Source organism: Planomicrobium sp. CPCC 101079, from assembly GCF_007859275.1.
Taxonomy (GTDB): Bacteria; Bacillota; Bacilli; order Bacillales_A; family Planococcaceae; genus Planococcus.
The window spans coordinates 146,658-160,544 of sequence record NZ_VOHC01000021.1; the positions used below are offsets into that span (position 1 = coordinate 146,658).

General features: G+C 46.2%; 13 protein-coding genes and 1 other annotated feature (1 of these 14 cut by a window edge). Of the genes, 3 read left to right on the forward strand and 10 right to left on the reverse strand.

The window, feature by feature from the left end:
* Positions 1–6: 6 nt before the first annotated feature.
* From rsmB to FQV28_RS08745, 8 genes are all read right to left on the reverse strand, one after another.
* On the reverse strand, positions 7–1,344 hold the full coding sequence (rsmB, locus tag FQV28_RS08710) for a 16S rRNA (cytosine(967)-C(5))-methyltransferase RsmB (protein ID WP_146495581.1): 1,338 nt from the start codon (positions 1,342–1,344) through the stop codon (positions 7–9).
* Positions 1,341–2,273, reverse strand: a complete 933-nt coding sequence (gene fmt / locus FQV28_RS08715) for a methionyl-tRNA formyltransferase (RefSeq protein WP_146495583.1) — start codon at positions 2,271–2,273, stop codon at positions 1,341–1,343. The genes rsmB and fmt overlap by 4 nt, the downstream gene beginning before the upstream one ends.
* Positions 2,270–2,794, reverse strand: a complete 525-nt coding sequence (gene def / locus FQV28_RS08720; RefSeq protein ID WP_146495585.1) for a peptide deformylase — start codon at positions 2,792–2,794, stop codon at positions 2,270–2,272. Before def ends, fmt begins: the two co-directional genes overlap by 4 nt.
* Before the next feature lie 18 nt (positions 2,795–2,812).
* Positions 2,813–5,209 carry a primosomal protein N' gene (gene priA / locus FQV28_RS08725; RefSeq protein WP_146495587.1) on the reverse strand — a complete coding sequence of 799 codons (2,397 nt, stop codon included), beginning with the start codon at positions 5,207–5,209 and terminating at the stop codon, positions 2,813–2,815.
* On the reverse strand, positions 5,199–6,404 hold the full coding sequence (gene coaBC, locus FQV28_RS08730; protein WP_146495589.1) for a bifunctional phosphopantothenoylcysteine decarboxylase/phosphopantothenate--cysteine ligase CoaBC: 1,206 nt from the start codon (positions 6,402–6,404) through the stop codon (positions 5,199–5,201). The genes priA and coaBC overlap by 11 nt, the downstream gene beginning before the upstream one ends.
* A 74-nt stretch (positions 6,405–6,478) precedes the next feature.
* Complete coding sequence (gene rpoZ / locus FQV28_RS08735; RefSeq protein WP_146495591.1) at positions 6,479–6,703, reverse strand: DNA-directed RNA polymerase subunit omega; 225 nt, start codon at positions 6,701–6,703, stop codon at positions 6,479–6,481.
* Positions 6,703–7,323, reverse strand: coding sequence for a guanylate kinase (gene gmk / locus FQV28_RS08740; RefSeq protein ID WP_146495593.1), 621 nt, complete (start codon positions 7,321–7,323; stop codon positions 6,703–6,705). The genes rpoZ and gmk overlap by 1 nt, the downstream gene beginning before the upstream one ends.
* A 1-nt stretch (position 7,324) precedes the next feature.
* Entirely contained in the window at positions 7,325–7,609 is a 285-nt protein-coding gene (locus tag FQV28_RS08745; RefSeq protein WP_146495595.1) for an extracellular matrix/biofilm biosynthesis regulator RemA family protein, read from the reverse strand.
* A 108-nt stretch (positions 7,610–7,717) separates the two neighbouring features.
* Between FQV28_RS08745 and FQV28_RS08750 the strand changes: the two genes are divergently transcribed.
* From FQV28_RS08750 to FQV28_RS08760, 3 genes are all read left to right on the forward strand, one after another.
* Positions 7,718–9,382, forward strand: coding sequence for an Rqc2 family fibronectin-binding protein (locus FQV28_RS08750; RefSeq protein WP_146495597.1), 1,665 nt, complete (start codon positions 7,718–7,720; stop codon positions 9,380–9,382).
* Positions 9,383–9,607: 225 nt separating this feature from the next.
* Positions 9,608–10,456: a transporter substrate-binding domain-containing protein gene (locus FQV28_RS08755; protein WP_146495599.1), complete on the forward strand. Its 849-nt coding sequence runs from the start codon at positions 9,608–9,610 to the stop codon at positions 10,454–10,456.
* A gap of 21 nt (positions 10,457–10,477) precedes the next feature.
* Entirely contained in the window at positions 10,478–11,155 is a 678-nt protein-coding gene (locus tag FQV28_RS08760; protein ID WP_146495601.1) for an amino acid ABC transporter permease, read from the forward strand.
* A 320-nt stretch (positions 11,156–11,475) separates the two neighbouring features.
* Here FQV28_RS08760 and FQV28_RS08765 read toward each other — a convergent pair whose 3' ends face one another.
* Together FQV28_RS08765 and argS are read right to left on the reverse strand one after the other, a co-directional pair.
* Complete coding sequence (locus tag FQV28_RS08765) at positions 11,476–11,901, reverse strand: VOC family protein (RefSeq protein WP_146495603.1); 426 nt, start codon at positions 11,899–11,901, stop codon at positions 11,476–11,478.
* Between the two features lie 84 nt (positions 11,902–11,985).
* The gene (gene argS, locus FQV28_RS08770; protein ID WP_146495605.1) at positions 11,986–13,674 is read right to left on the reverse strand and encodes an arginine--tRNA ligase; all 1,689 of its coding nucleotides are present in this window, start codon (positions 13,672–13,674) and stop codon (positions 11,986–11,988) included.
* 45 nt (positions 13,675–13,719) lie between these two features.
* Positions 13,720–13,887 (reverse strand) — a binding site (T-box leader) (it continues 40 nt past the right edge of the window).

Consider the following 13,887-nt stretch of genomic DNA (forward strand, 5'->3'; position numbering starts at 1 on the left):
CTCTGTTTATGCTTTTTTGCGGAATGCGGCAATAAAAAAGCCATCGCTTCCGAAATCCTGCGGGAAAATCTGCACAAATCCAGTGTTTTTCTTGCCCAGCGCTTCCGGTAATGAGACTTGGATTTTCTCCATTTCCGGATGTTCTTTCAAAAAGCGTTCTGCCGTCCCTCTGTTTTCCACTGCATCCACGGTGCAAGTGCTATAAACGACAATTCCGTCTTTTTTCAGTAATTGCGCAGCTTGATCAAGCAGTGCGTATTGGATTTCCTGAAGGCGCGCGAAATCTTCTTCCTTCTTTGTGTATTTGATATCCGGTTTTCGTTTGATGACGCCTAGGCCGCTGCATGGTGCATCTACCAAAATCCGATCAAACTGCTCCATGCCGAAACGCTCAGTGCTTTCTTTGCTGTCGCCGGCTGCTGTCTCAATAATGGTATGGCCAAGACGGGCCGCTGTTTCGTCGATCAGTTTAACTTTATGTTCGTGAAGGTCCATCGCAAACAGCGAACCTTGGTTGTTCATCTTTTCGGCAATATGCGTTGTTTTGCCGCCTGGAGCGGCACACATGTCCAGCACTTTCATGCCCGGTTTTAGTTGAAGCCCGTAAACAGGCAGCATGGAGCTCTCGTCCTGAATAGTGATAAAACCTTTTTCAAAAGTTGCAGTCCGAGCCGGTTGGCCATTTGTCACAACGAGGCATTCAGGAACTAAATTGCTGGGCGTTGCTTCAAGGCCTTCTGACTCGAGCATTTCGATCACTTCTTCAACCGTTGCTTTGACGGTATTGACGCGTACGGTCTGAGCTGGAATTTTGTTGTTTTCCAGCGCCATTTCACGCGCTTTTTCCATGCCGAACTGTTCAGACCAGCGTCTGATCATCCATGCGGGATGGCTCGTCTCAATAGAAATTTTTTCAATTGGATCGCTGATCGTGTTAAACGACCGGACGCCGTTGCGCTGGATGGACCGGAGAACACCATTGACAACGGAGGCGACTCCCCCATGTCCGCGGCGTTTCGCAATTTCGACCGCTTCGTGCACAACTGCATGAGATGGGATCCGGTCCAAATAGACGATTTGGTAAAGCGATAAGCGAAGCAAAGTTTTTACCCATGGTTCAATTTTGCCTTTCAAATACGGCTCCAAATAAAAATCGAGCGTCATTTGATGCTGCAATGTGCCATAAGTGATCTCTGTCAGCAAGCCTTTGTTCTTGTCCGCAATGCCATAGCTTTGAATGGTTTGGTTCAAGAGAAGGTTGCTGTATGCCTGCTTGTTTTCAACAGCCCACAGGATAGAAAATGCTGCATCCCGTACATTGCCTTGAAGTTTTTTGTTTTTCATTCGAAGTAATCTCCTGCCTGGATTTTAGGTCCTTTTAAATAATCTTTCGCCGCCATGCGTTTTTTTCCGGCTGGCTGCAATTCTGTAATCGCCAGTACACCGTCGCCCGTCTGAACCAAAATGGCGTCATCCGCCAATTCGAGCACTTCGCCTGGTTTCCCGTTTTTGCTGGTTGAACGTTCTTCCGCCCACCAAATTTTTATATTTGCTTCATTATATACGGTATATGCAACAGGCCAAGGATGAAGGCCTCGCACTTGGTTGTATATGGCATATGCCGACTTGGACCAATCTATGCGTTCTTGTTCCCGCGAGATGTTGCGGGCATACGTTACCAGCTCTTCGTCTTGCGGAATCCGATCGTTTGTGCCGGCAATGATGGAAGGCAGTGTCGCTTTTAGCAAGTCTGTTCCTGCAGCGCTCAGTTTCTCGAACATGCTTCCGGTATGGTCCTGTTTCTCGATTGGCACAGCCGTTTGGGAAATGATGTCTCCGGCATCCAAACGGTCGACCATGTACATGATTGTGACGCCGGTTTCTTGTTTTCCATCGATGATGGCTTGGTGGATCGGTGCGCCGCCGCGGTATGCAGGAAGCAGCGAAGCATGGACGTTTATCGCCCCGAGCTTCGGTGCTTCGAGCAATGCAGTCGGCAAAATCTGGCCAAAAGCCGCAGTGATGACCAAGTCCGGCTCCATATCGAGCACCACTTGCAATTCATCTGCATTTTTCAGCTTTTCAGGCTGATAAACCGGCAAGCCAAGGCGAATTGCCTCTTCTTTTACCGGTGTCGGCGTCAGCACTTTTTTGCGGCCGACCGGGCGATCCGGTTGGGTTACAACTGAAATTACTTCATAGCCTTCTTCGACGAGCATGCGCAAAATCGGTGCTGAAAAGGCTGGAGTTCCCATAAAGACGATTTTCGTCAAACCTGCTCCTCCTCTTCGGCGCGTGCTTGTGCTTCAGCCTCTGCGATCATGGCATCCAGTTCTTCCTGCGTTACGTACTTGGTGATTTTACTTGTAAATAATACGCCATCCAAGTGATCCATTTCATGCAAAATAGCCCGTGCTTCGTAGCCTTCAGCTTCCAGCTCATACCAAGATCCATCGCGTTCTTGCGCTTTGATTTTCACATGGTCATGGCGCTCGACTTCCCCGAAAATTCCCGGGAAGCTCAAGCATCCCTCAACATCTGTATCCAACCCTTCATATAAAACCAATTCCGGATTGATCATTTCAATCGGTTCTTGCCCTTCCCCGAAATCGACGATTGCTACACGGATCGCTTTTCCAACTTGAGGTGCTGCGATGCCGACACCATCATTAGCTATCATGGTGTCGTGCATATCGTCCAATAATGCCCCTAACTTTTTATCAAATTTAGTAACTGTTTCACATTTTTGTTCCAATACTGCATTCGGGTGTTTCACTATATCTAGAATTGCCATTGTTAATCCCCATTTCTTTTACATCACTGAAGTCGGATTCATATCAATCGACAAAGTGGCGCCTTTTTTGATCCATTCTGTTCGATAAATTTTAATCAATTGTTGCATGACTTCAGCAAGTTTCGGTTCTTTTTTGTATTTTATCAGACATTGATAGCGATATCTATTGTTCACACGGGCAATAAGCGAGGCGGATGGCCCGATGATCAAGGTGCTTGAAGACAACTGGCTCGTCAAATAACGCACTGTTTGTTCCGCATAGCCAGCGACGGTCATTAAATCTTCGTGCGTAAACTGAATGTTAACCACATAATAATACGGCGGGTAGCCGCTAGCTCTGCGCATCGCCATTTCCTGTTCGTAGAACGGTTCGTATAATTGATCTTTCGCAAGCGTGATGGCGTAGTGCTCCGGCGTATACGACTGGACATAGACACTGCCCGGCAATTTGTCACGTCCCGCGCGCCCGCTGACTTGCGTCAGCAATTGATAGGTTTTTTCGGCGGCACGGAAATCCGGCAAATGCAACGTTGTATCCGCCGACAACACACCCACTAATGTAATGTTTGGAAAATCAAGCCCCTTGGCGATCATCTGGGTGCCGAGTAAAATATCGGCTTTCCCTTCCCCGAAAGCGGTCAGAATTTTTTCGTGCGCACCTTTATTACGGGTTGTGTCGACATCCATGCGAAGCACGCGGGCACCAGGGACCACTTTTGCCAATTCTTCTTCGACTTTTTGTGTACCTGTCCCAAAGAAACGAATATGCTCACTCGTACATTCCGGGCATGTGTGCGGCACAGGCTCATCATAGCCGCAATAATGGCATTTCATCAATTCGCTCGAGCGGTGATACGTAAGGGAGATGTCACAATTCGGGCATTGCATGACCGTGCCGCAGTCGCGGCATAAAACAAATGAAGAATATCCGCGCTTGTTCAGGAACAGCACAACTTGCTCTTTTCGTTCAAGTCGTTCGCGGATGGCATCTGCCAACTGTACAGAAAACATCGACCGGTTGCCCCTTCTCAGCTCTTCCCTCATATCGACGATTTCGACTGTCGGAAGCGGCTGGTTTTTTGCCCGCTGCTCGAGCACAAGCAGCTCATAAACGCCTTTTTGCGCACGGGCGTAAGATTCCAGAGACGGGGTCGCACTGCCTAAAAGGACCGGGCAATTGTGGTATTCGCTGCGCCAGATTGCCATATCCCGTGCATGATAGCGCGGCGAATCGTCTTGTTTATAGCTTGATTCGTGTTCTTCATCCAAAATGATCAAGCCCAAGTTTTCAAAAGGCGCGAAAATGGCCGATCTTGCTCCGACCACCACTTTCACTTCGTGGCGCTGGATCTTTCGCCATTCGTCGTATTTTTCTCCAGCAGACAAGCCGCTGTGGAGGACCGCCACCATATCCCCGAACCGTTCTTTAAAGCGGACGGTCATTTGTGGTGTCAACGAAATTTCCGGCACCAGCATGATGGCTTCTTTTCCTTCTTTCAACACTTGGTCGATTGTCTGCAAGTATATTTCCGTTTTCCCGCTTCCAGTGATGCCATGGAGCAAGAACGTTTTTGTTTGGTTGAGAGATGCCTCAATCGCATCGAAGGCCGTTTGCTGGGCGTCCGTTAATTGCAAAGAACCTTTTTTCTCAATGGCAGATAAAAGGCTCGGGTCCCGGTAAGATTCCATATTAGATATTTCTGCCAAACCTTTTTCCACTAGACTATAGACAGTCGGCAATGTAACGCCGGCTTCTTTTTGAAGCAGGGATGCCTCAATTGCACGTCCTGCATTTTTTTTGAAGAACGCTAATAGTTTAAGTTGCTGCTTGGCATTGGCGCGTACAGCGACCCCTTCTAGCTTTTCAAGCGAATCTGTTATATGGACCATTTTCACTTTTTTAACGGCGGTTTGCTGGGAAATATCCGTATCGGCGACAATCGTGCCGTTTGCCATTTCTTTTTTTAACAGAGCGTACAGCTCGACCGCTTCCTGGTCCCGTAAAAACGGTTTGTCTTTAAAATGGGGCCGCAGCAGTTCCGGCAATTCTTCAAGAGGCGCATTCAGTACGAAGCGTTTTTCGTATTTCGCGCGAAGAGCAGCCGGAATCATCACTTTTAAAGCGTCAATTTCAAAACAGACGGTTTGTTCCTTCATCCATTTTGCCATTTCGAGCATTTCCTTATTCAATACCGGCACGACATCCATCAATTCATGGACCGGTTTTAGGCGGGCTGGATCAAATTCCGATGCTTCTTTTAAATGCGTAATAAACCCAAGCACTTTGCGGTTGCCAAACGGTACTTTGACACGCATGCCGGGTTCCGCCAATACTTCCAGATGTTTCGGGATTGCATAGTCAAATGGCCGGTCAATAGGGTGGGCTGCAACATCGACAATGACTTCAGCGATCATGCAAAGCTTCCCTTTCGACAATCAGTTCAAGCAAGCGGCGTGCCAATTCATCTTTCGGCATCATCTCAAATGAATATTGAAACTCGCCTTTGCCGAAGACAGTGACGCGGTTGGTGTCCGACTCAAATCCGGCTTGCGCTTCGCTGACATCATTGGCGATAATATAGTCGGTGTTTTTACGATTCAGTTTGTCTTTTGCATAATGGGCAACGTCGTTCGTTTCTGCCGCAAAACCAATAAGCAGTTGATGTGTTTTTTCCTGCCCCAATGTCTGCAGGATATCGACTGTCCGCTCAAGTTCAATTACTGATCCGCCTTCTTTTTTCTTCATTTTCTGCGGTTCGACTGTAATCGGCCGATAATCGGCCACTGCCGCTGTTTTTATCACCACATCCGATGTGGCATATTCCGCTTTTACCGCATTCAGCATTTCTTCCGCGCTTTCGATAGAAATTCGCCGGACGCCGCTTGGCACCGGCAATGAAACCGGACCACTGATCAAAACAGTTTCAGCTCCCATTTCTGCAGCTGCCTGAGCCATTGCATAGCCCATTTTGCCGCTGGAGAAATTCGTTAAAAAGCGCACCGGGTCGATGCGTTCACGCGTCGGCCCTGCCGTTACTATTACTTTCTTCCCCGCTAATACTTTGGGGCGCGAGAAATAATCCGCGACAAGCGCCGTGATTTTTTCCGGTTCTTCCAAACGCCCTTTCCCAACGTAACCACACGCCAAAAAACCTTCGGATGGTTCAATGAACCGGATGCCGTCTTCATGCAAACGCTGGATGTTGCGCTTTACTGCCGGATGGTCATACATATGGACGTTCATCGCTGGAGCAATCCAAATTGGCGCAGTGGCAGCAAGCAGCGTTGTTGTCACCATATCGTCCCCGATGCCGTTTGCCAATTTGCCGATTACATTGGCCGTTGCCGGTGCGACAATTACAAGGTCCGCCCAGTCCGCCAAGTCGATATGGGCAATAACAGAAGAGTCTTTTTCATCGAACGTATCATAGTAAACGTCGTTTTTCGACATCACTTGAAACGATAGCGGCTGGACAAAATTTGTCGCTGACTGGGTCATGATCACTTTGACGGCAGCTCCTGCCTGAGACAGTTTGCTGACAAGCGCAACCGCTTTGTAAACGGCGATTCCTCCGCTTACACACAATAGAATTTTACGATTCGCCAACAACCTAAACACCCTTTCTAAACAACAAACTCCCAAAGAACAAGTTTGCTCTGGGAGTCGTCTGTTGCGATTAATGGTTAAATTTCGTCTTCATAGATAGCAGATGCATCTTGGTCTTCTTTTTGCAAAACACCGGCTGCCACTTCTTCAAGCGCTTTGCCGACTGATTTTGTAGAAACATAGCGGTGAAGTCTTTCGTCGCCATGTTCATGCAATTGGCGGGCGCGTTTTGAGGCTAGTGCCACCAATGAGTATTTCGAATCAATCTGGCTTTTTAGTTTATCAACGGATGGGTATAACATTAGACATTCTCCTTTAGCATATCAAAATATCGTTTTTCGACGCGTTCTCGCTTGCAATGCTCCGCGATAATGATTGCATTGATGCGTTCACACGCATGCTCAACCAAATCGTTTTCCACTACATAATCGTATAAATTCATCATTTCCAACTCTTGGCGGGCTGCTTGAAGGCGCGAAGCAATCACTTCGTCTGTTTCAGTGCCGCGGCCCACTAGACGTTCTTCCAAGTCGGTCAAACTCGGCGGCGCTAGAAAAATAAACAAGCCATCGGGAACTTTCGCGCGGACTTGCGCTGCCCCTTGAACTTCAATCTCCAAAAACACGTCGCGGCCAGCATCCCGCATTTTGTTGACGTATTCCAGCGGCGTGCCATAATAATTCCCGACAAACTCAGCCCATTCCAACAATTGGTCCTGTTCGATCAATTCTTCAAACTCATTGCGCGTCTTGAAGAAGTAATCGACTTCATCCACTTCTCCTTCGCGCGGCAACCTTGTCGTCATCGAAATCGAATATTCATAGTTTGTGTTTGGCTGTGAAAACAGCTCTTTTCTTACTGTGCCTTTTCCAACACCCGAAGGCCCTGATAAAACTATCAGCAGTCCGCGTTGTTTTCTCATTTTATCCCTCATTCATCTCAGCATCGTTTTCTTCACCGCGTGCAATTGCTGTCTCGGCAGACACCGAGGAAATCACCACATGGTCACTGTCCATAATGAAAATGGACTTGGTTTTCTTCCCGCCAGTGGCATCGACGAGCAGCCCCTTGCTGCGGGCTTCCTGGATCAGCCGCTTAGCCGGCGCGGAATCTGGAGTGATAATAGAGATAATCCGATTCGCGGAAACAGCGCTGCCATTGCCGATAGAAATGAATTTCACCGCTTTTTTCACCTGAACCACCGCCATTTGCAACTGATCGTTGTTCTTCGTTTTCTAACTAACTGTCTTATTATATCATAATACACCGGGAAAATGATAAGATGGAACAAAACGATTTGAAAGAGGGATTTTTTCATGGCATTTGATGGATTATTTACAAAAGCAATGACACGGGAACTCCAAAGCCTCGTGTCGGGCAGAATTTCAAAAGTTCATCAGCCTAACCAGCTTGAACTATTGCTACATATTCGTGCACAAGGCCACAACCATAAATTATTAATCTCGATCCACCCGTCTTATTCACGGATTCATCTGACCGCAATGGCAAATGTTAACCCGTCCGAACCGCCGATGTTTTGCATGCTGCTCCGCAAACATATTGAAGGCGGCGTCATTACCGAAGTAACTCAGCACGAAATGGACCGGCTCATCGTATTGAAAATACGATCGAAAAATGAAATCGGAGATGACATCGAACGGGAACTCCATGTGGAAATAATGGGCCGACATTCAAATGTGATATTGGTCGATTCGGAACGCATGATGATTCTTGACAGCTTGAAGCATTTGCCTCCAAGCGTCAATTCATACCGCACCGTTCTGCCTGGGCAACCGTATGTGTTTCCGCCTTCACAAGAAAAAAAAGATCCTTTCCATTCCATTGAAGAAGCAATGGAACTGGAGGAGCGAGAAATCGTCGGGACATTTGCCGGCTTCTCGCCGCTCAATGCCCGGGAACTCCATTTCCGCATTAAAGAAGCTGCCGACAAGAATGCAGCAGCGCAGCAATTTCTAAATGATTTCCTTTCAGCTAATCCTGCTGGCCATTACATCGAGCAAGATGGCAAAAGTTATTTTTCCGCTACACAATTATCTCATATAAGCAACGAAGAAATGATTTTCCCGTCGCTCGGTGAACTGCTCGACCGCATGTATTTTGCCAAAGCGGAACGCGACCGCGTCAAACAGCAGGCTGGAGACTTGGAACGCTGGCTGCAGAATGAAATTGCAAAGTTGAAGCTGAAGCTGAAGAAATTGAAAAAAGAACAGGACCAGGCTGAAAAGCGCGATCTGCTCCAATTGAACGGCGAATTGATCATGGCCAATTTGCACCGTATAACAAAAGGCATGAAAGAAATCGAAGTGGACAATTATTACACCGATGAAAAAGTGACGATTGCGCTTGACCCGCGGAAGACGCCGATTGAGAATTCCCAACGCTATTATTCGCGCTACCAGAAAGCGAAAACGGCGCTTGTTAAAACGCAAGAACAGATTGAGAAAACAATCGAAGATATCGATTATTTTGAGACGCTCATGCAGCAAGTCCAGCAAGCCGGTATCTCCGATATTGAAGAAATTCGTGAAGAGCTGGCTGAACAGGGCTTCATGAAAGCACAAAAATCGAAGAAAAAGAAAAAACCGACAAAGCCGTCCGTCGAATCATATATTTCAAGCACCGGAACACCGATTTCCGTCGGCAAAAACAATAAACAAAACGATTACGTTACATTCAAAGTAGCCGCTAAATCGGATACGTGGCTGCATACAAAAGATATCCCAGGTTCGCATGTCATCATCCACGATAACGATCCTGACGAAACCACTCTCCTAGAAGCCGCCGCCATCGCTGCCTACTTCAGCAAAGCGCGCGAGTCGTCTTCTGTGCCGGTAGATTACACGGAAGCCCGCCAGGTGAAAAAACCGAACGGCGCAAAACCTGGATTTGTCATTTATTTTGAGCAAAAAACCCTTTTCGTAACACCTGATGAAGATTTAGTTATTAAGTTAAGAAAATGAACATGCATAGCCGGGAAGCTTTGATGCTTTCCGGCTATTCTTCTAATGGAAAACAGCGGCAATCCCCTGCTGCAACGAATTGTTGCATTTAAAAGCATTTTGTTAACATAATACATATATGCTATTATCTTTTCTTTTAAATCCTATTATTCCTATAATATTTTATTGCCCTGAAAGGCAGTAAATGCTATCTTTTTAAAGGACTAACTTATTTGGAGGTTTATAATGAAAAAACTTTTCTCGAAACAACGAATTTTCATGGCATCAGGCGCCATTTCCGTTTTATTGCTTGCCGCTTGCGGCAACAGCGATTCCTCAGAAGTTGCGGAAGAGCCGAAGACTGCCTGGGACGAAATCCAAGAACAAGGCTCGATGAAAGTCGCAACTTCAGGCACGCTTCTTGCAACTTCTTTCCATGATGCAGAAACGGATGAACTGACCGGCTTTGAAGTTGAAGTCGTCCGTGAACTCGGCAAGCGACTGGATTTGGACATCGAATTCACAGAACTCGGTTTTGATGAGATGTTGACAAGCGTTTCGACAGGCCAAATCGATATGGCCGCAAACGACATTGAAATCACGGAAGACCGGAAAGACAACTTCTCCTTCTCGACCCCAATTAAATATTCTTATGGTACTGCAGTTGTCCGCAAAGACGACTTGTCCGGCATTAAAACTTTAGAAGACATCAAAGGCAAAAAAGCTGCCGGCGTGTCCACGTCGATTTACATGGAGATTGCCCGTAGTTACGGAGCTGAAGAAGTGACTTATGACAATGCCTCGAACGAAGTTTATTTGCGCGATGTATCTATTGGGCGCACAGATGTTATTTTGAATGACTACTACTTGTCCACCTTTGGGGTTGCTGCCTTCCCTGAGCTGAACATCACTATTCACCCCGACATTAAATACAGCCCTTCAAAAGTCGGGCTTGTGATGAATAAAGACAACAAAGAACTCGCAGAAAATGTCGACCGCGTACTGAAGGAAATGCTGGACGATGGCACCATCTCTGAAATTTCCGCAGAATTTTTTGCAGGAGCAGATGTTTCCCAGAAACCCGATGTCGAGTAAAACAGAATTGGAGGGTCATCCTTGAATGATATAGAATGGGGGTTGCTGTTTGACCCCGCGTTAGCTATCGAATCGTTTTGGTATGTCATGGAAGGCATTTGGTATACCTTGTTGATTTCCATCGTCAGCATGGCCATCGGCATCATTATAGGATTTTTCTTGGCATTGGCGCGCACCGCACCATATAAAGCTCTTGAATGGCCGGCCCGCTTGTACATTTCATTTATGCGCGGCATTCCAATTTTGGTCATTTTGTTTTTGCTGTATTTCGCGCTGCCGGTCATCGGCATCGAATTTACAGCGGTGCAAGCGGCTTTGATCGGTTTTTCGATCAACAGCGCTGCATACATTGCGGAAGTTTTCCGTTCATCCTTGGCATCGGTCGATAAAGGGCAATGGGAATCTTCAAAAGCACTTGGCATGACTTATTGGCAAACGATGCGCCGCATCATTCTGCCGCAATCGATCCGGATCGCCGTGCCGCCCTTATCGAATGTTTATTTGGATCTCATCAAAGCTTCTTCATTAGCCGCGATGATCACTGTACCGGAAATTTTCCAAAAAGCGCGCATTGTCGGTGCACGGGAATATGATTTGCTGACATTGTTGATTTTGGTGGCGCTCATCTACTGGGCGATTTGTTCAGTTATGACACTATTGCAAAATTATCTTGAAAAGCGATATGCTGATTATTTATAGGATAAAAGCACGAGGAGAAATCCTCGAGCTTTTTATTTTAACTTTAATTATATTCATTACTAAAACCAGATCGCCTTAACGGTATTGCCTAAAGCAAAAAGGCAGCCTTTGCCATGCAGGGCAGCCACTTCAATTTTGACGCATCCAGATTACGGCTTTCTTATTTATTCGGAACAATTTGATAAAATATTCAAATTCACACATTCTACTGCTAAAAATGAAACAGAAGTAAAGTGAAAGTCCCGACAACTTATAAAACAATATACTTCAACCAAAAACGAAAAAGCATTCGGGTGAAACGCCGAATGCTTTTTCCGCTTTCAAGTGCCGCTCTTATCCAAATCATTGTTTTCCGGCATCGCCATCACTTCCCAAAGATGCCCGTCAAGGTCCTGGAAGCTCCAAGCGTACATATATTCATTATCCATCGGGTCATTTGATGCTGTGCCCCCAGCTTCCAACGCTTTGTTAACGATGTCGTTGACGCTTTGGCGGCTGTCTGCGGAAATCGCCAGAATCACTTCTGTGTTTTTCGTCGAATCCGCAAGTTCTTTTTTAGTAAAGGTTTTGAAGAATGGCTCTGTCAACAGCATAACAAAAATGTTTTCGCCGACAATCATGCATGTTGCGTTTTCATCTGTCATTTCAGGGTGAAAATCAAAACCAAGCTGGGTAAAAAAATCCACTGATTTGTCCAAGTCTTTCACAGGTAAATTCACGTAAATTTCTTTTGCCTGTAAGGCCATTAATTCTCCTCCATTCTAGTTTTGTACGACCACCTACTTATTCGCTTAACTACCGGAGAATCCTGCCATGAATCATGTTATTTCTTACATTTCATCCGGCGCTTTTATTCCCAGCAACCTTAAACCTTCAGCTAAAACAACAGTTACAGCTTTTACAAGGGCCAACCGGCTTTCCTGTTCTCCGTCGTCTGCCAAAATTTTAACTTGGGCATAATATTTATTGAACTCCTGCGCCAATTCAATCACGTATTTAGCAATAGCCGATGGTTCATTTTCATGGAAACTTTTTTCAATGACAACCGGGAATTCCATGAGCAACTTTGCAACAGGCCAACTTGCTTCATCCGCTAATCCCCTTGAAGACTCTGTACCGATTTCTTTGGCAGACTTCCGCAAAATCGAACAAGCTCGTGCATGGGTATACTGGACGTAAGGGCCGGTTGTCCCTTCAAATTTCAACATATCTTCAAGCGAAAATTCCACATTATTTTGCCGATCGTTTTTCAAATCATGAAAAATGACTGCACCTACTGCGACGTTTTCGGCCACTTCTTGTTTGTTTGCCAAAGAAGGATTTTTCTTTGTGATGTTCTTTTCAGCCAGACGGATTGCTTCAGCCAGCACTTCTTCCAGCAACACCACTTCCCCTTTCCGTGTCGACATTTTTTTCCCGTTTTTCAGCACAAAGCCGAACGGGATGTGAACCATCTCTTGTGCCCATTTGAAGCCCATCTTCTGGAGCACCAAGAACAATTGCTGAAAATGGAGTGTTTGTTCATAACCGACCACATACCAAGCTTTCGAGAATCGGTATTGCTCCTGCCTGTACAATGCAGCCGCAAGGTCCCGAGTGGCGTACAACGTGGCACCGTCGCTTTTCTTCGCCAGTAGTGGCGGCATTCTATATTCAGTTAAGTCCACCACTTCCGCACCTTGGGAAGGTGCAAGCAAATTTTGGTCATTTAACAGGTCGAGCACATTTTCCATCTTGTCGTTATAGAACGCTTCGCCGGCAGTCGAATCAAAGTCCACCCCCAGCAGCTCATATATTTTCGAGAATTCTTGAAGCGATTCATCGCGGAACCACTTCCACAACTCTTGCGCCTCTTCATTTCCTTCTTCAAGCTTTTTGAACCAGAGACGCCCTGCTTCGTTCAAGCCAGGATCCTTTTCCGCTTCTTTATGGAATTTCACATATAGAGCAAGCAATTCTTTGATTGGCGCTTCCTTTACCTTTTCTTCACTGCCCCAAAGCTGATATGCGACAATCAACTTGCCGAATTGAGTTCCCCAATCTCCTAAATAATTGATACGGATGGCCGAATAGCCGCATTTTTCTGCAATGCGGGCAAGAGAATTGCCGATAACGGTAGAACGCAAATGGCCCATCGAAAAAGGTTTTGCAATGTTCGGCGAAGAAAAATCGATGGCAATGCTACATCCTTCCCCAAAAGACCGGGACCCGTATGCAGAACCTGCAGTTAGAACGGCATCGACGATTTGCTTACTGACGGTTTGTTTGTCTAAAAAACAATTGACGTAAGGACCGTCCGCAACGACTTTTTCAAATAATGGATGCTCTATTTTTACGGCAAGCTCTTGAGCGATTTTTTGTGGCGCTTTGCGCATCGTTTTGGCTAATGCAAAACAAGGAAAAGCCAAATCTCCTTGTTCTTTGAATTTCGGCTTTTCAATCAGGTCGATAACAGCGTCCATCGTTAAAGATCCATTTGTTTTCTCTTTAATCACTTGGGCATAAATGGCTTTTGTCATACTTTCCCCTCCATATTTGAAAATAAAAAATCCCGTCTCTAAATTATTAGAGACGGGATTTCCCGCGGTACCACTCTGATTGTCCGTTGTCGGACCAGCTTAAAAAGATAACGGATTTCTCCGGCAAAACCCTACTGAATTTTTCGGGCCGCTTCTCAGAAGTGCGCTTCAAAAAGAGTAGGCAGCCGGGCTCTCACCATCCCCAGCTCGCTT